Annotated in this window: 18 protein-coding genes and 1 pseudogene; 11 read left to right on the top strand and 8 right to left on the bottom strand. The window is 61.9% G+C overall.

All coding sequences use genetic code 11. The annotated features are described in order from the left end of the window. Window positions 1–201: 201 nt before the first annotated feature. From MTX23_RS18445 to MTX23_RS18430, 4 genes are all read right to left on the bottom strand, one after another. Entirely contained in the window at window positions 202–483 is a 282-nt protein-coding gene (locus tag MTX23_RS18445; RefSeq protein WP_280971640.1) for a hypothetical protein, read from the bottom strand. A gap of 108 nt (window positions 484–591) precedes the next feature. Next, on the bottom strand, window positions 592–1,578 hold the full coding sequence (locus MTX23_RS18440; protein ID WP_280971639.1) for a transporter substrate-binding domain-containing protein: 987 nt from the start codon (window positions 1,576–1,578) through the stop codon (window positions 592–594). 482 nt (window positions 1,579–2,060) lie between these two features. Beyond that, window positions 2,061–2,360: a hypothetical protein gene (locus MTX23_RS18435; protein WP_280971638.1), complete on the bottom strand. Its 300-nt coding sequence runs from the start codon at window positions 2,358–2,360 to the stop codon at window positions 2,061–2,063. Between the two features lie 293 nt (window positions 2,361–2,653). Continuing rightward, window positions 2,654–3,319 carry a GntR family transcriptional regulator gene (locus MTX23_RS18430; protein ID WP_280971637.1) on the bottom strand — a complete coding sequence of 222 codons (666 nt, stop codon included), beginning with the start codon at window positions 3,317–3,319 and terminating at the stop codon, window positions 2,654–2,656. 124 nt (window positions 3,320–3,443) lie between these two features. On the opposite strand from MTX23_RS18430, the gene MTX23_RS18425 reads away from it, so the two are divergent. The 11 genes from MTX23_RS18425 (at window position 3,444) to MTX23_RS18375 (ending at window position 16,433) form a co-directional block, all read left to right on the top strand. Next, on the top strand, window positions 3,444–4,241 hold the full coding sequence (locus MTX23_RS18425; RefSeq protein ID WP_280971636.1) for an enoyl-CoA hydratase/isomerase family protein: 798 nt from the start codon (window positions 3,444–3,446) through the stop codon (window positions 4,239–4,241). Between the two features lie 11 nt (window positions 4,242–4,252). Then, entirely contained in the window at window positions 4,253–5,512 is a 1,260-nt protein-coding gene (locus tag MTX23_RS18420; protein ID WP_280971635.1) for a CoA transferase, read from the top strand. A 53-nt stretch (window positions 5,513–5,565) separates the two neighbouring features. Continuing rightward, window positions 5,566–6,558 carry a tripartite tricarboxylate transporter substrate-binding protein gene (locus tag MTX23_RS18415; protein ID WP_280971634.1) on the top strand — a complete coding sequence of 331 codons (993 nt, stop codon included), beginning with the start codon at window positions 5,566–5,568 and terminating at the stop codon, window positions 6,556–6,558. Between the two features lie 53 nt (window positions 6,559–6,611). Beyond that, window positions 6,612–7,094 (top strand): tripartite tricarboxylate transporter TctB family protein, encoded by a 483-nt coding sequence (locus MTX23_RS18410; protein ID WP_280971633.1) that lies wholly within the window; start codon window positions 6,612–6,614, stop codon window positions 7,092–7,094. Window positions 7,095–7,102: 8 nt separating this feature from the next. Then, window positions 7,103–8,641: a tripartite tricarboxylate transporter permease gene (locus MTX23_RS18405; RefSeq protein WP_280971632.1), complete on the top strand. Its 1,539-nt coding sequence runs from the start codon at window positions 7,103–7,105 to the stop codon at window positions 8,639–8,641. Continuing rightward, window positions 8,638–9,642: a 4-hydroxythreonine-4-phosphate dehydrogenase PdxA gene (locus MTX23_RS18400; RefSeq protein WP_280971631.1), complete on the top strand. Its 1,005-nt coding sequence runs from the start codon at window positions 8,638–8,640 to the stop codon at window positions 9,640–9,642. The genes MTX23_RS18405 and MTX23_RS18400 overlap by 4 nt, the downstream gene beginning before the upstream one ends. 1,342 nt (window positions 9,643–10,984) lie before the next feature. Then, window positions 10,985–12,529, top strand: a complete 1,545-nt coding sequence (locus MTX23_RS18395) for an ABC transporter substrate-binding protein (protein WP_280971630.1) — start codon at window positions 10,985–10,987, stop codon at window positions 12,527–12,529. Between the two features lie 63 nt (window positions 12,530–12,592). After that, on the top strand, window positions 12,593–13,510 hold the full coding sequence (locus MTX23_RS18390; protein WP_280971629.1) for an ABC transporter permease: 918 nt from the start codon (window positions 12,593–12,595) through the stop codon (window positions 13,508–13,510). 12 nt (window positions 13,511–13,522) lie between these two features. Next, window positions 13,523–14,422: an ABC transporter permease gene (locus tag MTX23_RS18385; protein ID WP_280971628.1), complete on the top strand. Its 900-nt coding sequence runs from the start codon at window positions 13,523–13,525 to the stop codon at window positions 14,420–14,422. 113 nt (window positions 14,423–14,535) lie between these two features. Beyond that, window positions 14,536–15,426, top strand: coding sequence for an ABC transporter ATP-binding protein (locus MTX23_RS18380; protein ID WP_280978113.1), 891 nt, complete (start codon window positions 14,536–14,538; stop codon window positions 15,424–15,426). An 8-nt stretch (window positions 15,427–15,434) separates the two neighbouring features. Further along, entirely contained in the window at window positions 15,435–16,433 is a 999-nt protein-coding gene (locus MTX23_RS18375; protein WP_280971627.1) for an oligopeptide/dipeptide ABC transporter ATP-binding protein, read from the top strand. A gap of 472 nt (window positions 16,434–16,905) precedes the next feature. On the opposite strand, the pseudogene MTX23_RS18370 reads toward MTX23_RS18375, so the two are convergent. The 4 genes and pseudogenes from MTX23_RS18370 to MTX23_RS18355 form a co-directional block, all read right to left on the bottom strand. Then, window positions 16,906–17,028 (bottom strand): annotated as a pseudogene (locus MTX23_RS18370) (DNA polymerase IV); the annotation flags it as partial. A 942-nt stretch (window positions 17,029–17,970) separates the two neighbouring features. Continuing rightward, window positions 17,971–18,648 (bottom strand): RraA family protein, encoded by a 678-nt coding sequence (locus tag MTX23_RS18365; RefSeq protein ID WP_280971625.1) that lies wholly within the window; start codon window positions 18,646–18,648, stop codon window positions 17,971–17,973. Window positions 18,649–18,678: 30 nt separating this feature from the next. Then, entirely contained in the window at window positions 18,679–19,659 is a 981-nt protein-coding gene (locus MTX23_RS18360; protein ID WP_280971624.1) for a C-terminal binding protein, read from the bottom strand. A gap of 80 nt (window positions 19,660–19,739) precedes the next feature. Beyond that, on the bottom strand, window positions 19,740–20,744 hold the full coding sequence (locus tag MTX23_RS18355; RefSeq protein ID WP_280971623.1) for a substrate-binding domain-containing protein: 1,005 nt from the start codon (window positions 20,742–20,744) through the stop codon (window positions 19,740–19,742). Between the last annotated feature and the right edge of the window lie 56 nt (window positions 20,745–20,800).

Here is a 20,800-nt window from a genome sequence, read left to right as displayed (position 1 = left end):
GGGCCGCATCGCGGTGGTGCGTTTCGACCGGGGCGAGGGCAGCGACGCGCTGTCGAATGGAGGCTGGTGGAGCAGGTGGTCGACCCAGCCAAGACCTATGAGGCCGGACGATCTCTGGATCTCGATCAGTTTGCGCTGGTGACGACCGCAGCGTCCTGGCGTGCGGCCGCCGGGCTCGGGCGAGAGGGAAGCGGTTTGCGGCTAAGCCGCCATCGCCTGCTGCAGAGCGATTGCCTGTTCCCGATTCTGGAACGCAATCGCGGTATGCGTGAAATCGCCGGAGATCTGCGTCTGAGCGATGTGGTTGAGGACTTCGGTTCCCTTGACCACATGAAGATCCATTCCAGCCGAGGAAGGGAAGATACCCAGCACGACATCGTAGGCGTTAACCACGGCCTTGAGGGCGCCCGCCTTGTCTTCGGAAGCTTCGATGAAGATGCGAACGTCTGCTGCGAGACTACGCAGCTCGTCAAAATCGATCACTGGTGCACTCCAACGCAACTCATTGGTGGACCCTCCCACGATCTGCTTACTGAAGTATAAATTACAGCAATGCCGCCCCTGAGAACGTAGACTCCCCGCGCGCCGGAGTCAGCGAGATCGAGCGTTTCCAAGGGACTCGAACAGCGTTTGCTGCCACCAATCGCTTTCAATTTCATCGAGCACGGCGAGATCGAGCGTCGGCCGCAGGGGGCTGCCTTTCGGCAAGACGATTGCATAGCTCTCGCTGCTGAAGCTGGTGTCGACGACACGGACCGAGTCCGAGAAGTTGTTCCGAACCATCCAGGTCAGCAGTGGCTTGTCGTGGACGAAGGCATCGATGGTGCCGTGCGCCAATGCGGAGAGGCCGCTTTGGACGTCCGGAAAGGTCCGGAAGGAAAGCCGCTGACGAGTGAAGTAGTCAGTTGTCGGGGAGTTCGCGACCGCGCCGACACGTACGGACCGCAGGTCGTTGAAGCCATGAACGGAGCCCTCGAGCCCTCTCCGCGTCAGGGTGGAGGTGATACCGGCGGTGAACACCGCGATCGCGATCACGGATGCGATCATCCAACCCATTGCGACGATCCGCCCGGGGAGGGTTGTCGGAGCATTCTGGGCGGCCCCGGCCTGCGTCATGGCGACGGTCGACCACCAGAAGCTGGAGCCAAGCCCCTTGGCGCCACCGCCGAAATGCTCCGTCCTGCGCCGTTCCAGCACCCAAATCAGGAAACCGACCGCCATTGCGAAACCAAGCAGCACCCCGACGGCCTGGAAGAAGCCGAACGAAAGAAGCGCCCGTCCGATCGAAACCCAGGGATTTTCATTGACCGGTACCGCAATGCCGAGCCCGGTATTATAGAAAGGTTGAGTAAAACCGACTTTGCGCGCGCGCTCGGCCGTCACTGTGACCGCCGCGACGCCGGCGTCGAAGCGGCCGTTCGCGACGCCATCAAGCAGATCCGGCACGTTCTGGGTCTCGACCAGGCGAAAATGCAGATGCGCCCGATCGGCAACCCTTTTCCAGAGTGCGATGCTGATACCGCGCCAGTTCCCATCGGACTGTTTCAGCGCGAATGGGGGTGCCTCCTTGGTCGCCACGACCAATTCCCTGTCAGGGCCTGCGACGTCTTGGGCGTGAAGCCGGGTGCAGCCGAGCGCAATCGTCGACAGCGACACAAGGCATAACAAGGACGGTCGAAGTGACGACAACGCCGGTTTGCGTCGAGAAGTCGGAGGTCGCTTCTGGTCCTCCATCGAATGGTGGCGGCGCGGGGCTGAGGGAGATGTCTCGAACAATCTCATTGCGAACCTGGTGCATAGCGACACCGCCGACCAAACCATCGCTATTTGGCGGCATTTCGTCACAAGCCGCCGCGCGCCGGGCGCGTGAGGTGAGATCGGATGAGAAAAGCGAGAGTTCCGAACGTGAGGTCGATCGGTGTGATCTTGTGCCGGCGGGGGCCCACAAGGCCTTCGGCGGGGCCTCCGAATTCAGGCCCCGAATGCCGACAACGCGCAAAGCCCGCCGAACAACGACGGGTTGTGGCGGACTTTGCGGATAGCGAGACGTTCAGCGGATGTTAATAGCCCGGGCCGATGCCGAAGCTGAATCCTGGGCCGTAAACACCAATGCCAGGCCGGTGATAGTAGCCGTAATCATCGTAATCGTAGTAGCGTCGCGGCCCGTAGTAGTAGGTCTCTCCGCGTATCACGCGATCATGCCGGGTATGCCAACATCGCCCGGCATCGTTACACACCAGCCGAGCCTGGTGAAGCAGAGGAGCGTTATCCCTGATCTGGAACTCGTTTGCTGCCGCGTAGGTGCCGGAGGCTATGAGGGCGCCGGCGCCGGCGAGCGCTGCCAATGTCAGGTTTCTCATATCTCGTCTCCGTTCAATCCAAGCCCCGGTGAAGGAACGCCTCACACTTGGCACCGTTCCTCCTGTTCAGGTGTGGTGAGGCAAGTACAAATGCGCGGATTCGCCTTAATCCTAAGTGACTGTTTTCTCTGGTATATGACTGGTTCCAAGTCACCGGAATTCTGCATTCATCCGTCGAATCCTGCAGCGGCTGCTGTGATTGGTGGGAACTGGCGCGCGGACCTCTGGCGCGGGTGTGCTTAGATCAACTCAATTCTGCATTGCGGCCATATCGTCGGCCAATGCGGGGCGCTTCACGCGATTTGGCAGGCCAGATCGATGCCGTCCGTGTCCGCGAATCCTGCTTGCAAGACCTCTTCGCGCTTGTGGCGAAGATGGGCGCGCAAGACGTGGGAGAGGCCAACGCCGTCACGCCGCTGGAGCGCGTTGAGAATTGCTTCGTGCTCCTGGACCGCGCGCGCCCAGCGCTGGGGCGTCATCGGCGTAACGTAACGGGCGCGCCGAATGCGCGCTGTTACCGAAGCATAGAGGCCCGTGAGTACGGGATTTCCGGCTGCGGTGACGATGGCTTCATGAATCGCGCGGTTGCCGCGGTAGTACTGGATCAGGTCGCCCTCGCGATAATGCTGCACCATGGCCGCGTGCGTCGCGGCAATCTCATCGATCTCACCGTTCGTAATGCGTTCGCAGGCAAGTTCGCCGGCGAGCGCCTCGAGGCCCTGGCAGACCTCGAACAGGTCGCGCATGTCCCTGTCCGTCAGCTTTGCCGCGCGTGAGCCGCGATGGGGCAGCAACTGCACGAGGCCCTCGGCGGCGAGCACCTTGAGCGCTTCGCGCAGCGGCGTACGCGAAATCTCCAGCCGGTCGCACAACTCGCGCTCGGGGATCCGAGCGCCCGGAGGGATTTCGCCATCCAGCAGAATGGCGCGAATGCGTCCGACGACCTCCTCGTGAAGCATGGGATCAAGCCCTATTTTGCATGCAAAATCGAATTTTTAGGTGCAGGAGAAGGAATTATAGCTTGAATATTCCAAATTTTGCATTCAAAACTGTAAAAAATAAGAAGCAAGAGGACCCGAGGAAATGGACCTAGAGGTCGCAGCGGCGGAAGATCTGGTTTTCGAGCACCATGACGGCATCGGGTGGATCACTTTCAAACGACCGCAGGCGCGCAATGCCTTCACCTTCGCCATGTACGAGCGGCTCGCCGCGATTTGCGAGCGCGCCAACAGCGATCATTCAATCAAGGTGCTGGTGCTGCGCGGTGCAGGCGACAAGGCCTTCGCCTCGGGCACTGACATCAACCAGTTCCGCGAATTCAAGACGCCGCAGGACGCACTCGACTACGAGAATCGGATCGATCGGGTGCTGACCACGCTCGAGCGGTGTCGGGTGCCGACAATCGCGGCGATCAACGGATTTTGCACAGGCGGAGGAGCAGGCATTGCCGCGGCCTGCGACCTGCGGATCGGCACGAAAAGCATCAGAATCGGATTTCCCATCGCCCGGACGCTCGGCAACTGCCTATCGATGTCCAATATTAGCCGTCTCACCGCGCTCATTGGCGCTGCGCGCGTCAAGGATCTGATCTTCACCGCGCGGCTTGTCGATGCCGCTGAGGCTGCAAGCGTCGGGCTGCTGGGCGAGGTCGTCGAAGATGTTGCGGCGCTCGACCGGCGCGCCGAAGAAGTCGCCCGGCTGCTGGCCGGTCACGCGCCGCTGACACTGAATGCGACCAAGCAGGCGGTAGCCCGCCTGCAAAAGCGGCTGACGCGGGATGAGGGGGAAGACCTCATCCTGATGTGCTACACGAGCCAGGATTTTCGCGAAGGGCTCGATGCTTTCCTCAACAAGCGCGCGCCGCAGTGGCGCGGTCAATAGGTTAGGCGCCGATGCAAAGCGATCGATCGCAACCCACCTCTCGCCGTCCGGGACCGCTTGCCGGCCTCAAGGTCATCGATCTCACCCATGTGATGGCGGGTCCGACCTGCACGCTGATGCTCGCCGACATGGGCGCAGATGTCATCAAGATCGAGAAATCGCCTTCTGGTGATGACACCCGCCATTCGGTGCCGCCGACGATCGGCGGCGAGGCGGCCTCGTTCCTGATGATGAACCGCAACAAGCGCGGCATCGTGCTGGATCTGAAGACCGACGGCGGCAAGCAGGTGCTGCGGCGGCTGCTCGCGAACGCCGACGTGCTGGTCGAGAATTTCGCGCCGGGAGCAATGGAGCGCCTGGGCTTCGGCTACGAGGCGCTGCACAAGGAATATCCGGCGTTGATCTATTGCTCGCTGTCGGGCTTCGGCCGCACCGGCCCCTACAAGCACCGCAGGGGCTTCGATCTGGTGGCGCAGGCGATGAGCGGCATCATGAGCTTTACCGGCGAACGTCCCGACGGGCCGCCTGTGAAATGCGGGCCGCCATTGTCCGACATCACCGCCGGCCTGCTCGCGAGCATGGGAATCCTGGCCGCCTATACGCACCGTCTCAAGACTGGCGAGGGGCAGTGGGTCGAGACGTCGCTTTATGAAGCGGCTTTGGTGCAGACCTATTGGCAATCGACAATCGCGCTCGCCGCGGGCACCGCGCCGCGCGCGATGGGCTCGGCGCATCCGCTCAATGCGCCCTATCAGGCCTTCGAAGCCTCCGACGGTTGGCTCGTGGTCGGCGGCGCCAACAAGAAGCATTGGCTCCTGATGCTGGAGGCGCTCGGTGCCACCGAGCTTTCCGCCGATCCGCGCTTCGTCACCGGCGCCGACCGCATGGCGCATCTGAAAGAGCTCGAGGCTGTCTTGAGCGAACGCTTCCGCACCAGGCCGCGATCGCACTGGCTCGCGGCGCTTGACGACAAGGGCGTGCCGTGCGGACCCGTGCACGACATGTTGGAGGCGCTGAGCGATCCGCAGACGCTGGCACGCGAGATGGTCGTCGAGGTCGAGCATTCCACGCTCGGTCCCGTGAAGACGATCGGTCTTCCCGTCAAATTCTCGGAGACGCCGGGCAAGGTGCAGTCCGGCGCCCCCGTCTATGGCGAGCATACGCGCGAGGTGCTGGCCGAGCACGGGTTCGACACGGAGCAGATCGAAGCGCTCGAGAAAGAAGGCGCAATCGTTTCGGCGTCGGGGAAGGGCGAGCAGCGCGTCGCCTAGCGGACATCGATACGACAGATAAGAACAATAGAGAGAATCAGCTGGAGGAGATCATGCGTCTGACGTCAACACTTCTGCTTGCGGCGGGCGCTGCCGCGGTCACCGGCACAATGCCGGCACGTGCCGCCTGGCAACCGCAAAAGCCGATCGAGTTCGTGGCCACGGCCGGGCCGGGCGGTGGGACCGACAATCTCGCTCGCGCGGTGCAGAACATCATCACCAAGTACAAGCTGACGGCTCAGCCGATCGTCGTCGTCAACAAGGGCGGCGGCAGCGGTGCAGAAGGCTATGTCTACGGCAAGGCGTCGGCGGGCGACCCCTACAAGCTGATCTTCGGCACGTCGAATGCCTGGCAGCAGCCGCTCGTATCCAAGGTCGCGTTCAACTATACCGATCTCACCCCGATCGCGGCGATGGCCCAGGACGAGTTCCTGCTCTGGGTCAAGCAGGACGCGCCCTACAAGACGGCGGGGGACTATCTGAAGGCGGCCGCATCGAGCGAATTCAAAATGGGTGGTGCGCAGTCGAAGGATACCGACGAGGTGCTGACCCGCATGATCGAGAAGGTGGGTCACGTCAAACTGACCTACATCCCCTTCAAGAGCGGCGCGGAAGCCGCCGTGCAGCTCGCCGGCGGGCACATCGACTCCCACGTCAACAATCCCAGCGAGAGCCTCGGGCAGTGGCGCGGTGGTACACAGCGGCCGCTCTGCGCTTTCAGCCCCAAGCGGCTGCCGCAGGGCCCCAAGGTCACCGCGACAGAAGGCTGGAGCGACGTGCCGACCTGTGTCGAGCAGGGCCTCGACATCAAGCAATATGAGCAGCCGCGTACGGTATGGCTGCCCGGTAAGGTCACGCCGGACCAGGCCGCGTTCTATGTCGACCTCATGAAGAGAGTGCAAGCCACGCCGGAATGGAAGGACTACATCGAAAAAACTTCCCAGGTCGACACGTTCCTGACGGGTACCGACTTCGACAAATTCATCAAGAAGGATATCGAGCACGTCAAGCAGGTTGCGAGCGAGCAGGGCTGGCTCGTCAAGTAAGGCGTAATCACCGCGCCATGAGTCCTGTTGTCTCTCGCCACCAGGAGCCCTTGATGATATCGCGCCGCGCTCTTGAACTTGCGACCGCCGGCCTCACCGGTAGCTTCGGTGTGGCAGTCGTCGTCTCCAGCCTCGACAACGGCATCGGCTGGTCGACCGCGGGCGTGGACGCCGGCACGTTCCCGTTCCTGACCGGCATCGTCATCGTGCTTGGGAGCCTCTACAACCTGGTGCGTGGCGTCCTGCCGGCCGCGACGCCCGCAAGCGTTCCTGTTGCCATCACGCCGATCGAGCTGCGCCGGCTTGCCGGCCTGTTCGTTCCGGCTGCAATTTTCGTTGCCGCGATCCCGCTGGCCGGGATGTATCTCGCCTCGGCCCTGTATGTCTTCGCGGTGCTTGCGATCCCCAGGCACCAATCCGTGCCGCGAGCGCTGGTCATGGCGGCGGCGACGTCACTCGCGCTTTATGTCGTGTTCGAGCGCATGTTCCAAGTCGCGCTGCCGCACGGCGCTCTCGCCGCCGCGTTCGGGTTCTGAGAGGGCCGATGGACAATCTCCAGGAACTCCTGCACGGGTTTACGATCGCGGTCACCGTGCCGCATCTGATCCTGATGGCAGCCGGCGTGCTCCTCGGCATTCTGGTCGGCGTGCTGCCGGGGCTGGGCGCGCCGAACGGCGTGTCGCTACTCCTGCCACTGACCTTCGGCATGCAGCCGGTTTCGGCGATCATCCTGCTCTCCAGCATGTATTGGGGCGCGCTGTTCGGCGGCTCCGTGACGTCGATCTTGTTCAACATTCCGGGAGAGCCGTCGTCGGTTGCGACCACCTTCGATGGCTATCCGATGGCGCGCGACGGCCGCCCGACGACGGCGCTGGCCACCGCCTTCGGCTCGGCGGCGTTCGGCGCGCTGGTCGGCGTCATTCTGATCACGTTCCTCGCCTCGTGGGTGGCGCAGGTCGCGCTCGCCTTTGGGCCGCCGGAATATTTTGCGGTGTATTTCCTCGCTTTCGCCAGCTTCGTCGGCATGGGCGGCGCGGCGCCGATCAAGACCGTCGTAGCGCTCGCAATCGGGTTTGCGATCGCCGCGATCGGCATTGACACCGTCTCCGGCAGCGTGCGTCTCACCATGGGCATCGACGAGCTGGTCAAGGGCGTGAGCTTCGTCGTCGCGGTGATGGGACTATTCGGCATCGGCGAGCTCCTGGTCGCGGTCGAGGAGGAGTTTCATGCCCGCGCCGTCTCATCGAAGATCGATTGGGGCGAGGTGTTTTGCGCGGTTGCCCGCCTGCCTCGGCACGGCGTGGCACTGCTGCGGAGCGCTGCGATCGGATGTTGGATGGGGATTACGCCGGGTGGCCCGACCGCGGCATCCTTCATGAGTTATGGCATCGCCCGCCGCTTCTCGCGCCGCGGCCGGAACTTTGGCACCGGGGAGGTTGAAGGCATCATCTCGCCAGAGACGGCTGATCATGCCGCCGGCACCAGCGCGTTGCTCCCAATGCTCTCGCTCGGCATTCCCGGCTCAGCCACCGCGGCCGTCATGATGGGCGGGCTGATGATCTGGGGCCTCAATCCCGGGCCGATGCTGTTCGTCGACCAGAAGGATTTCGTCTGGGGACTGATTGCCTCGATGTATGTCGGCAATATCGTCGCGGTCGCGCTGGTGCTGCTGACCGTTCCGATCTTTGCCGCCCTCATGCGGATTCCCTTCGTCGTCATCGCGCCGCTGATCGTGATCATCTGCGTCGTCGGCGCCTATTCGGTGTCGAACTCCTATCTCGACGTGGTCATGATGCTCGGCTTCGGGATCCTCGGCTATCTCTTCAAGAAGCTATTCTATCCGCTGGCACCGCTCGTGCTCGCGATCGTCATAGGCGACAAGGCCGAGGACGCCTTCCGGCAGTCGATGCTGATGTCCAGGGGGTCGCTCGGGATCTTCTTTGCAAATCGCCTGGTGACGTGCCTGATTGTGGCTGGCATCGCGCTGTTGCTGCTTCCGCTGGCGCTTCAGCTCGCGCGCGTCTGGCGCAAGCCCGCACCCCACGGTACCGATACGACAAGCCAGGAGAAGGTGATCATATGACCGCTAAGCCGCTCATTGCATTGGCAATGGGAGATCCCGCGGGCATCAGCCCGGAGTTGACGGCGAAGCTAGTGGCGCTGGATGACGTCCGCGCCCGCAGTCGGCTGGTCGTGATCGGTGACCGCCGCATCTTCGACGAAGGGGCGCGCGTCGCCGGCGTTACACCGGAGCTGAAGGCGGTGGAGCAGGGCACCGACTTTCGTGCGGCGAGGGGCGAGGCGCTCTTCATCGATCTCGCCCATCTTGATCCGGCCGAGGTCGAGCGGGGAACTGCAAGCCTTTCCGGCGGCAAATTCGCGCTGACGAATTACCGGCACGCGCTGGAGCTCGCTCGGGACGGGCGTGTCGACGCCGTCTGCTTCACGCCGTTCAATAAGCAGGCGATGCGCCTTGCCCGTGCCGACTACGACGACGAGATCGCGTTCTCCGCCGAGGTGGCCGGGCTCAAGACGCCTGCAAGCGAATTCAACGTGCTCGGCCAGCTCTGGAATGCGCGTGTCACATCGCACATCCCGCTCAAGGACGTGGCCGCGCGGCTGTCCAGCGAACGCATCCATCGTGCGCTGAGGCTAACCGACACATGCATGCGTAACGCCGGGTTCGCGCGGCCGCGCATCGCGGTCGCGGCTCTCAATCCGCACGCAGGCGACGGCGGCAATTTTGGCCGCGAGGAGATCGACGTCATTGCGCCTGCCGTCGCGGCCGGCCGGCGCGAAGGCGTTGCCGCCGAGGGGCCGTTTCCCGCCGACACGGTGTTTCTGCGTGCCAAGGGCGGCGCCTTCGATGCGGTGCTGACGATGTATCACGATCAGGGCCAGATCGCGATGAAGCTGATGGGCTTCGACCGCGGCGTGACCTTGCTCGGCGGTTTTCCGTTTCCCATCTGCACTCCCGCGCACGGCACCGCCTATGACATCGCAGGGCGAGGAATTGCCGCAGTCGGCGCGAGCCAGTCGGCACTTCGCCTCGCGGCGGATATGGCCCAACCATCGCTTGTCTGAGGTAACGGGCGGATCATTCGAGATGCATTCGAGAACAATCGTATTGCACGCCAATTCCATCCCGAATCCAAAAAAAGATAGCAATTACAATGGCTTGATTTCGACGGATTCGAGTCTCGGCGAAGTCTGAATTCGAGTCCGATGTGGGTTTCAAACAACAGAATTCGAGTCTCGTTTATTCGCGTCTAGTCAACTACGAGGCGGTTTATAGCCGAGGTGAGCGATCTGCGCTCATTGGATGGAGGCGATCGACAAATTCGGCTAGCTCGTCTGAAGAGTAAGGCTTGAGCTTGATATGCGGAATGCTTCGATAGCCGTGAATTGCAAAGGCGTCTAGCCAATCCAGATCATTATCGGCAAGGAGCTTCACCGAAGGTCTTTGCAGCTTGGCGGGCGTGAGACCCAAATCACCGACCCCCGCCTTTATAACTTTTATCTATAGAGCCGCCTTACTGCGAGGACGGCCTGTGACGACGGCAATCTCGGCCGAAAAGAATCTTGTATCGGTGCTCGGCAGGTTTCTCTGATTTCTCGATTTCGGCTAACGTCCTTGCGGACTGCAAAAGCCGATCGGCTCCCCGGCCGACCAGGCTTCGACCAAACGATTTCGTGCGCGTTGGCTGCAGTGCAGCACGCTAGTGTTCAATCCTGTGCGGCGGAATGTCTCTTCAAGCGAGCCATTCTTTTTGTGGCCGTGCTGAAGAGAAAGTATGATAACTTACATTGCAGGTGACCCCTGTCCTACCGCCGTACAGGGGCGAATGATCACTGTCGTGGTGGGATGGTGCTCAGTGGTGAAGCGCGCCGACTGACTTAGGCGGAATTGAGCAGCCGTCAGAGCCAGCCGCCCGTTACGGGTGGCCCCGTACGTGTTCTATGGGTGCCCGAACAGCTATCTTTGAATCAAGTCATGGCTGGACCAACCGGGAGTTCAGTTAGAGCACGCCCGCCAATCTGGGAGGCGAGGCTCTTACATCGGCGCCCATCACAGTCGAGGAAGCGGGCTAACGCGCTTTCAGTGCCAGCCTGAGAGGCCACCACGTCGCAATGTGGCTGGTCAAGGAACGACTGTCAGGGGGAGCAAAGATGCGGTCAGGACGAGAAATTTCCACATCAGCCGTCACACGACGCGGGTTCTTGAAGCGGGTGGGCGCGGCAGCTAGCGCCGCGGGTCTGGCGCCGGCGGTATCAATGCCGTTTGTATCTACCGCTCTTGGACAGGCCAAGACGCTCAAGATCATCTAGTGGAGCAACGGCCTCGGTGCGCTAGATTCCGCTTCGTAGCAGTCACCACAACGCCGATTTCAAACGGCGTGGGCAAATAAATAACGGGAGGAAGTGGATGTTTAGAACAACAGCCGCGATAACCTGCATGGCGGCCTTGGGTGTCGGATTGTGGACGGCGCCGGTCTTCGCAAACAAGGCAAACGACACGCTCAGGGTCGCTTGGGACCAGCAGATCGACAATGCCGACGCCTACTTCAACACCAACCGCGAGGGCATCATCCTGGCGCGGATGGTTTGGGATCAGCTGATCGACCGCGATCCGGAAACCTTCCAATACAAACCCGCGTTGGCCACGGCCTGGCGCTGGGTCGATGATTTAACGCTCGAGTTCGACCTTCGCCAAGGCGTCAAGTTTCAGGACGGGCAGCCCTTCGACGCCGAAGACGTGGTCTACACGCTCAATTTCGTGTCGAACCCGGCCAACAAGGTGCTCAACACCACCAACGTGGGTTGGATCAAGAACGCCGAGAAGATCGACCAGTACAAGGTCCGTATCCATCTGAAGGCACCGTTCCCGGCGGCGCTTGAATATCTTGCCGGGCCAATCCCGATTTATCCGCACGTCTATTACGCCAAGGTCGGTCCCGACGGCATGGGGCGCCATCCTGTCGGCAGCGGACCTTACAAGGTCGAAAGCCTCGAGCCGGGCAAGTCGATCACGCTGGTCAAGAACACCGACTATTGGAACGACAGCCCCAAGGGCAAGCCCAAGATCGGTAAGATCGTGGTGACCTTCCCGCCGGAGAAGACGACCCAGTTGGCTGAATTGCTATCGGGCGGGCTTGACTGGATCTGGTATGTGCCGACCGACCAGGTGAAGAACCTGGAGAAGGTCAAGGGCCTCACCGTCACCTCGGGCGAGACGATGCGTGTCGGATACATCTATTTCGATGCGGCCGGCCGCTATTTCGATGCGGCCGGCCGCTCGGGGAAATCGCCGCTCCAGGATGTCCGCGTGCGTCAAGCGATCGCGCATGCGATCAACCGGCCTGAGTTTACCAAGACCTTCTTCGCTTCGACCGCGAACGTGCTCAAGGGACCGTGTTTCCCGACCCAGTTCGGCTGCTATCAGGGCGCGAAGCAGTACGACTACAACCTGGCGAAGGCGAAGGAGTTGATGAAAGAAGCGGGCTACCCGGATGGGTTCAGTACGACGCTTTACGCATTCCGCCAGCCGCCGAGTTGGGAAGACGCCCTGGCCGGTTACATGCGCCAGATCGGCATACAAGCCTCGATCCAGCTCCTGCAATATCCCGCCTTCCGCAACAAGAACCATGAAGGCGTGACGCCGATCTCGTTTGGCGATTGGGGGTCCTATTCGATCAACGATGCTTCGGCGATCCTGGGTAACTTCTTCACCGGTTCGGCTGACGATTTCTCCGGCGACAAGGAACTGCAGGGCTGGGTCCAAGACGCGGACACCAACTCTGATCCGAAGAAGCGCGAGGAACTTTACAAGAAGGCCATCGATCGCATCATGGACCGCATGTACTGGCTTCCGATGAATTCGTACGCGGTGTACTACGCCCACACGAACGAATTGAACTTCACGCCTTACAAGGACGAGATCCCGCGCTATTATCTCTATAGTTGGAAGTAGGGCCGCCGCGCGGCTGCGGTTTCGCTGGGCCCGCAGCCGGCAAGCGCAGGGAAGGGCCTCCCGTTGTTCTTATACTTTATCAAGCGAAGCCTTGTTGCTCTACTGGTGGCGATCACCGTCTCAATCGTCAGCTTCCTGCTGTTGCATCTGTCGGGCGACCTCGCCCAGTCGCTCGCCGGGCCGTCGGCGAGCGCTGCGGACGTCGCTCAAGTCCGTAAGGCCTATGGCCTCGATCGGCCGATAGCGATTCAGTATCTCGATTGGGCCGGCAAGGCGATCCGCGGTGATTTCGGCGATTCATTGTTCCTCAAGCAGCCGGTCTTTCCGATCATCGCCGAGCGTCTGCCCGTAACCATGATGCTCGGCATCTCGGCGCTGGTGATCGCGCTGTTCGTCTCGATCCCGCTCGGGATCGCTGCCGCACTGCGGCCGAATTCCTGGATCGACCGTCTGGCTCTAACCATCTCCGTGTTCGGGCAGGCGCTGCCCAGCTTCTGGTTCGGGCTGCTACTCATGATGTTGTTTGGAGTGACGCTGCGCTGGCTGCCGGTCTCCGGAACCGGAGGCTGGGAATATTACGTGATGCCGGCGATCACGCTCTCCTATTATTCGATTCCGACCTTCATGCGGTTGACCCGCGCCGGCATGATGGAAGTTCTGGCGTCCGATTACATCCGGACCGCCCGCGCCAAGGGCCTACGCTCGATGACGGTGCTGTTCAAGCACGCGCTGCGCAACGCGATTATCCCGTTGGTGGCGGTGGCGGCTGTCCAGTTGGGTTTCGCGCTGGGCGGTTCGATCGTGATCGAATCGGTGTTTTCGCTGCACGGCGTGGGCTATCTGGGCTGGGAGTCGATCAGCCGCGCCGACTTTCCGGTGGTGCAGGCAATTGTGCTCATCCTCGCCTGCTTCTACATCGTGCTGACGTTGCTTGCCGACATGCTCAACGCCTTTCTCGATCCGCGCATTCGTGTGCGTTGAGGAGCCCAAGCGATGACGATCGAGACCTACGTCGATTTCGCCAGTGTGCTCCCGTCATCGGCGGGCGCAGCATTCAGGCGCCGGGTGCTGGGCCACACCACCTTTCTGATCGGCGCCGGCATCCTCATTGTCATTCTGGGCGTAGCCCTGTTCGCGCCCCTGCTTGCACCGCACGATCCCTACGCTCAGGATCTGAGCCAGCGCCTCGTCCCGCCGGTGTGGGATGAAAGCGGCAGCTGGACCCACCTGCTCGGGACCGATCAGATCGGGCGCGACTATCTGAGCCGACTGATCTACGGATCGCGCATTTCGCTATTGGTCGGCTTCAGCATCATGATCATGTCCGGGATCATCGGTACCAGCCTCGGTGTCATTGCCGGATACTTCGGTGGACGGATTGACCTCGTCATCAATTTCATCGTGACGACCAGGCTTGCGATGCCGGTGATTCTCGTTGCGCTCACCGTCGCGGCTCTGGCCGGCAGTTCGCTGCGGAACGTCATCCTGGTGCTCGGTCTCCTGCTGTGGGACCGCTTCGCCGTGGTCACGCGCAGCGTCACGCTTCAAATTCGCGCGCTTGACTACGTCGCCGCCGCCCAGGCCGTGGGCTGCTCGACCTGGCGGATCGTTGCAAGTGAGATACTGCCCAACGTCCTCAACGTCATCATCATCATCGCGACCATCGAGATGGCCAACGGTATCCTCCTCGCCGCAGCGCTGTCCTTCCTCGGACTTGGCGTTCCGCCGCCGCTGCCGGACTGGGGCGCGATGATCGCGGACGGCAAGCAGTACATGTTCTTCAGCCCCTGGGTTATCACGATCCCTGGTGTGGCGCTGTTCATGCTCGTGCTCGGGATCAATCTGCTGGGCGACGGTGTCCGCGACCTGACCGCGCCGGAGAATCGAAGTTGAGTGCACTTCTCGAAATTGCGGGCCTCAATGTCAGAATTTCCTTGACTATCGGAACCCTCCACCCGGTTCGCGATGTCAGTTTTTCGGTCGCGCGCGGCGAGACGCTTTGCATTGTGGGTGAATCGGGTTGCGGCAAGTCGCTGACCTCCCTCGCAATAATGAATCTGCTGCCCAAACGGGCGCAGCGCACGGCGACTCGACTGACCTTCGACGGAATCGATTTGACCAAGTTGGCGGAGCGCGAGATGGCCGATGTCCGCGGCGACCGCATGGCGATGATTTTCCAGGAGCCGATGACTTCGCTGAATCCGGCCTACACCATCGGCAACCAGCTCGAGGAAGCGTTGTTCCGCCATCGCAAGGTCGCCCGCACCGCGGCCCGCGACCGCGCAGTCTATCTGCTTGAAAAGGTTGGCATCACCGCGGCCGGCCAGCGGCTTGCGCAATATCCGCATCAACTATCGGGCGGCCTTCGTCAGCGGGTGATGATTGCGATAGCGCTGATGTGCGGCCCCAAGCTAATCATCGCGGATGAGCCGACAACGGCGCTCGACGTGACGATACAGGCCGAGATTCTACGTCTGCTCGCCGCACTTCAGCGCGAGTTCGACATGGCCGTGGTCCTCATCACCCACGATCTCGGGATCGTTGCACGGATCGCCGACCGGGTCGCCGTGATGTATGCTGGGCAAATCGTCGAGATCGGACCGGCGAAAGACATATTCACCCGCCCCCTTCATCCCTACACGCAGGGCCTGCTCCGCTGCATTCCGATCCCTGGCCGCACCAGACCGGGCGAGCATCTGGGCTCGATCCCGGGCATGGTGCCGAGCCTGATCGGGAAGATCGAAGGTTGCGCCTTCCGCAATCGTTGTCCGCACGCCTTCTCTCCTTGCGCGACCACGGAGGTGACGCTTGCTGAGGTAAGCGGCGCACACGCTTATCGTTGTCTTCTTTCGCCGCAGGCGAGCGCGGCTAATGCCGCCGAGGTGGCCGCCGTATGACACGCCCCATGCTGGAAACCCGCAATGTCGAGCGGCGCTTCGTGGTCGACGGCGGCTTGTTCAAGGCCCGCCGCGTGTTGCACGCGGTCAATGGCGTCTCGCTCACCGTCCGCAAGGGCGAGATCCTCGGACTGGTCGGCGAATCCGGCTGCGGCAAGTCCACGCTTGCCCGCATGATGCTGGGGCTCCTGCCGCCCACCAGCGGTGAAATTCTTTTTGACGGAGCGGCGGTCAAGGGGCTCGACCGCGGTGTCATGGCCCGGTGCGTGCAACCGGTCTTTCAGGACCCCTATTCGTCCCTCAATCCCCGCAAGTCGATCGGTGCCATCATCGGTTTGCCGCTTGAGGTTCATCGCATTGGCGGACCGGCGGAGCGCCGCGTCAAGGTCGAAGAGATGATGGAGCGGGTCGGTCTGGCGCGCCGGCTTCGCAGTGCCTATCCAAACCAGCTCTCGGGCGGCCAGCGCCAGCGCGTCGCGATCGCGCGCGCTCTCATCACGCGACCGCAGGTGATGATCTGCGACGAGCCGACGTCGGCGCTCGACGTCTCGGTGCAATCGCAGATTCTCAATCTCCTGCAGGACCTGCAGAGGGAATTCGGACTGACGCTGCTGCTGATCAGCCACAACCTGGCCGTCGTCCAGCACATGGCAACCCGCGTTGCAGTCATGTACCTTGGACAGATCGTCGAAGAAAGCGACACGGTTTCGCTGTTCCGCGCAGCCCGGCATCCCTACACGCAGGCATTGCTTGCCTCGATCCTCACGCCGGAACCGGGCCTCGGCTTGCCAGACACCCACCTTGGCACCGCTTTTCCCAATCCACTGGAACCACCCGCGGGCTGCACCTTCCATCCGCGCTGCCCCCATGTCATGCCGGTTTGTGCGCAAGATGCGCCTTTGCCGCGAACGATCGCCGGCGGTTCGGTTCGCTGTCACCTCTACGATTCCGAAGCTAAGGAGGCGCTGGGCGCTGAGTTCGGTGCAGGTGGACACCGGTTCAATTGAGCGCGGTCCCGCGATTCCGATAGGATCGCGATATCCGCGAACAGGAGACCCTTTTGAGCTGGATGCCATCGGACGACGCCATGCTCGGCGATCCCAAAACTTGCTGCGGAGAGAGAACAGATGTTCAAGCTAAACAGCGCATATTGCGACCATGTTGCTGGAAGCCGGACCTCTCCCATGGGGGTCGTGCCATGCAGCGTGACGATAGCAGGCTTTAATCGCGCGCTCGCTCAGAAGACTGCCCGAAAGTTGCGGCTGGCGCATCTGTCCTGATGACCGGTTCGGGTCAAACTGCGACCTGGCTCGGAGGGCAGCTCTCGGCGCGAAGCAGACGTTTGAGCTAGATTGGCGAAGATATCTGTCGCAGATCCTCCCGCAGCCTGGCGGCCAGGGTCAGGTCGTTTTCAAGCATTGGTTTATCGCGATCCTCCGGGCAATATGGCCCATGCATTGGGGTGCGTGGGCCACAAGTCTAGTCTTGCTTACCCCGCAGCGAGGACAACGACACACCCAGGAGGCGCGCAGCCTTCGGAAGGGGCCAGGCGCTCTCCAGCAGGCCGATCGACAGCCGTGGGAGATCGTCGCGGTTCGCGACGGACCCCGCAGTTTCGCGTTGGCGTTCCCGATGAAGCACTCGCTGTGTTGTGGGGGCGAGGCGACGAGCCCGAAGAAATCGCAGCGCGCTTCTAAATCACCTTGGCCGTGGTCGAAGAGGCTATCCGACTTGCACGGCCACAAATACCCGAAGCGACCAAAGCGTCGTCGCCGCCGTATCTAGCTTTCTTCAAAGCGGCGTGGGCGGTGGCCAAAATGGTAAAGCTGCCGCGTTCGCTGGGGGGATGCGCGCGCAGGAGGGCCGAGAACCTCAGGGCCGCACGGTTACCACGGAGCAAATGCGGCTACCAGATTCGGCGCGCGCTGGCAGTCGGCGATGTCGAGGGTGTCCGGGCTCTCGCAGAGCTACTCGCGATGAACGCAGGCGGCGAGCGCGATGTCATCGACGACCTCTTTGCGATTACCGCCGTTCCCGGCACGGAAGGTCGCGAATCCTTCACCCGACGGCCATCAACGGCGGGTACGTCTTCAAGACCTGGAGCAGGTCATCGATATCTGGAACGAGGAAGTCGACAAACGCGGTCCCGAGTTCGCGAGAACGCGCGTCTGTCCGCATTCGCACGCGACGTGGTTCCGCGCGAATTGTTGGCGCCGGCGGATGATGCGGCGCTGGCTGGGCTCGCCACCTGATCTCACGTACATAGACCTCACGCCCGGCGCGCTTCACTCTCGGGCGCATTGTTCAGCTTGAGGCGCTTGCCGGAATCATCGCTGTCCGGCCCTTGCCGCCGCATCTCTTGCAAAGCGCCGGGTAGATCCGTCTACCTGATGTGACCGCTTGCACCGGCGGGCGTCCTTTACCGTCGCAGCCGTCGCACTTGGTCTCCGGCCGATGTGGCTCTCTCTTCTTCATGCCTTGCCCGATCGGTTGGACGACGACGCGTGCGGCGCGCCCGGAGACCTCCGGAGTTCAGACGGTACTCTAAATCCTGCCGAATTCCTGCAACAAATCCTCGACCGTCTTGCCCTGCTTGACCCATTGGCGGGTTTTTTCTTCTCGCTCAGCTTGCTCCCTTGCAAGCTTCAGCACCGGCGCAAGGCGCTCACGCGGTACAACCGTGATGCCGATCTCGTCCGCCACGATCATATCGCCGGGATTGACCGGAACCCCGCCACAAACGATCGGCACATTCAAGGACAGATCCTCCTTGCGGCCTGAGAACATCGTATGCGTGCCACGGGCGGTCACGGCCCGGGTAAAGATCGGCCAGCCGATATCGCGCAGCTCATCGATGTCACGGCCCGCACCATCGACGATCATGCCGGCGATGCCTCGATTCTTGGCAAGGCCTCCCATGAGACCGCCGACCACGGATGTTTCGGTATCCGCGTTGGCATCAACGACGATCACATCGCCGCGCTTGCCGATCTCAAGTGCCTTCAATGGATCCTGCAGGTCGCCGGGCGCGAGCTTAACGGTGAGGGCAGCGCCGACGAGCTTGCAGGCGAAGATCGGTTTGATTGAGGAGTGCATCACCCCGGCGCGGCCTTGAACGTCTGCGAATACGCAGGATGCGCTCAAGCATCGGGCCACATCGACATATTCAGCGATAATGTTATCATCGGGTCGGGGCATCTCTCGGATTTCATAAAAGCTCATGGCTGAGTCTCCTTCGCGAACAGAATTGCGTTAGAGGACGACCGGGTTTGGCGGCCTCTGTCCAAGCAGGACGGCCCGCGCATTCTCGGCGGCGGCCCGGCGGCATTCGGCAAGCGACTCGTCGGATACGTACGCGACGTGCGGGGTGACAATGCAGTTATCCAGCCGAAGCAGCGCGTTGTTCTCGGGCCTCCAATGCTCGAGCTTGGCCGGCTCTTCCTCGAGATCGTCGAGAGCGGCGCTGGCGAGCTGGCCCGCTGCAAGCGCGTCGAAGAGCGCCCGGTTGTCGACGATCTTGCCCCGCGTGCAGTTCACTAGGACGGCATCGGGGCGCATGCGGGCGAGGGCAGCGTGATCGATGAGGTGATGCGTTTCCGGCGTATAGGGGCACAAGACCTGCACAATCTGCGCATCAGCGAGCAACTGATCCAGCTCTACCTTGCGCACGCCGAAACTGCGCATATAGCTGTCCGACACGTAGGGATCGTAGGCGATCACCGAAAAGCCGAATGGCGCGAGCTTATGAACCATGTTCTGTGCGATCCGGCCGAAGCCAATCAGACCGCAAATCATGCCGCGAAGGCGGCGGATGGCACCGCCGCCCGCGCTCCAGTGCCAACGTCCATTGCGCGTAGCCGCCGCGTATTGGGGTAGCCGACGAAGCAGAGTGAACCCGAGCGCAATGGCGTGATCGGAAACCTCATCGAGACAATAATCGGGAACGTTGGTCACGATGATGCCGCGCTCGCGCGCAGCCTCGAGATCGACGATGTCGACGCCGATCCCATAACGACAGATCGCCCTGCAGCGAGTCAGGCGTGCAATGGTTTCGCGCGAGATCCTGGCATATTGCTGGAGGATCGCGTCGGCATCAGCCGCTTGCTCGGCGAGACCTTCGCCGGTGCGGCACTGCAAGCCTATGACTTCGGCGCCGATCGGCCCGAGCACGGCCTGCTCGATCGAAAGATCGGGATAGTCGTAGTCACTGACGTAGACCTTGAATTTGGCCATGCGATCTCCATCGCGAGTTGCACAGCGTGGGACGGACCTGAGGCGCCAGCCGGGCCAACTGCGCCGCGCCTCCGGGCGCATCAGCTATGCTTGAAGAGCTTCACGTTCTCGCGTGTGATCCGCATGATGCCGGTCTGGATCTTTTCGGGCAGCGGATCGATGCCGGCCGCCTTCCAGTCCGGAAGCACCTTCATGTCATTGGCATTGAGCCAATAGAGGAGGTGCGTGGCGATATAGGCCTCGGCATAGCTCTTCTGCGCAACCGATCCCCAGATCGTGCCATCCTCGATGAACGGGAGCATATCGTCATTGCGGTCCATCGCGACGATCTTGACTTTCCCGGTCCGGCCGGCGTCTCGAACCGCAATGGCGGCACCCTTGCCACTGTCGCCGTCGGTGCCGCCGATCCCGACCACGTCGGGATGGGCCTGCAACGACTGCGCATAAGCGGTCGGCGCATAGGATGGATCGGCCTTGTCGTTCACCACGTCGGTGACGGTGATCTCGGGATATTTTTCCTTGAACATCGCTTTGTAACCTTCGACGCGATCGAGCACGTTCGGTGCCGGGAAGGTGCCAAGCAGCACCTTGCCCTTACCGCCGATGGCCTGCGCGAGCATCTCGCCGCCGGCACGTCCTGCGTCAAAGCCGTTGATGCCCAATGTGCAGAATCGTTTGCTGTTGGGCACGTCGCCGATGATGGTGGCGACGGGAATGCCGGCATCCACCGCACGGTCGATGCCGGGCGCCAAGGTGGCGGCATCTCCCGGGAAGAGAAGGATTCCGGCGGGCTTCCGGGCCACGATCTCATCAAGTTGCCGCGCCTGGCCGGCAGTATCGAAATCGAGCGGACCGGTGAATGTGGTGCTGACGCCGAGCTGTTTGCCGGCATCGGCAAGGCCGTGTTTATGGTCCACCCAGAAAGGCACCTGCGTGACGATTGAAAGAAAGACGTACTCGCCCTTGGCTTCCGCAGCGTTCGCCGGGCGCACATCATTCAAACTCAGGACGCCGGTGCCGGCTGCCCCGGCAAGCATTCCCGCCATATTGAACAGATGCCGTCTTGTCATGTCCATTTCGGTCATTTTGTCCTCCCTGATTTGTTGTTTATGAGCGTCTCCAATCCTGCCCTGCGGTGCAC

The sequence above is a fragment of the Bradyrhizobium sp. ISRA436 genome (genome assembly GCF_029910015.1).
In the GTDB taxonomy this organism is placed as follows: domain Bacteria; phylum Pseudomonadota; class Alphaproteobacteria; order Rhizobiales; family Xanthobacteraceae; genus Bradyrhizobium.
The sequence above is the reverse complement of the archived record's forward strand: the minus strand, read 5'-3'. Positions and strand labels throughout refer to the sequence as shown.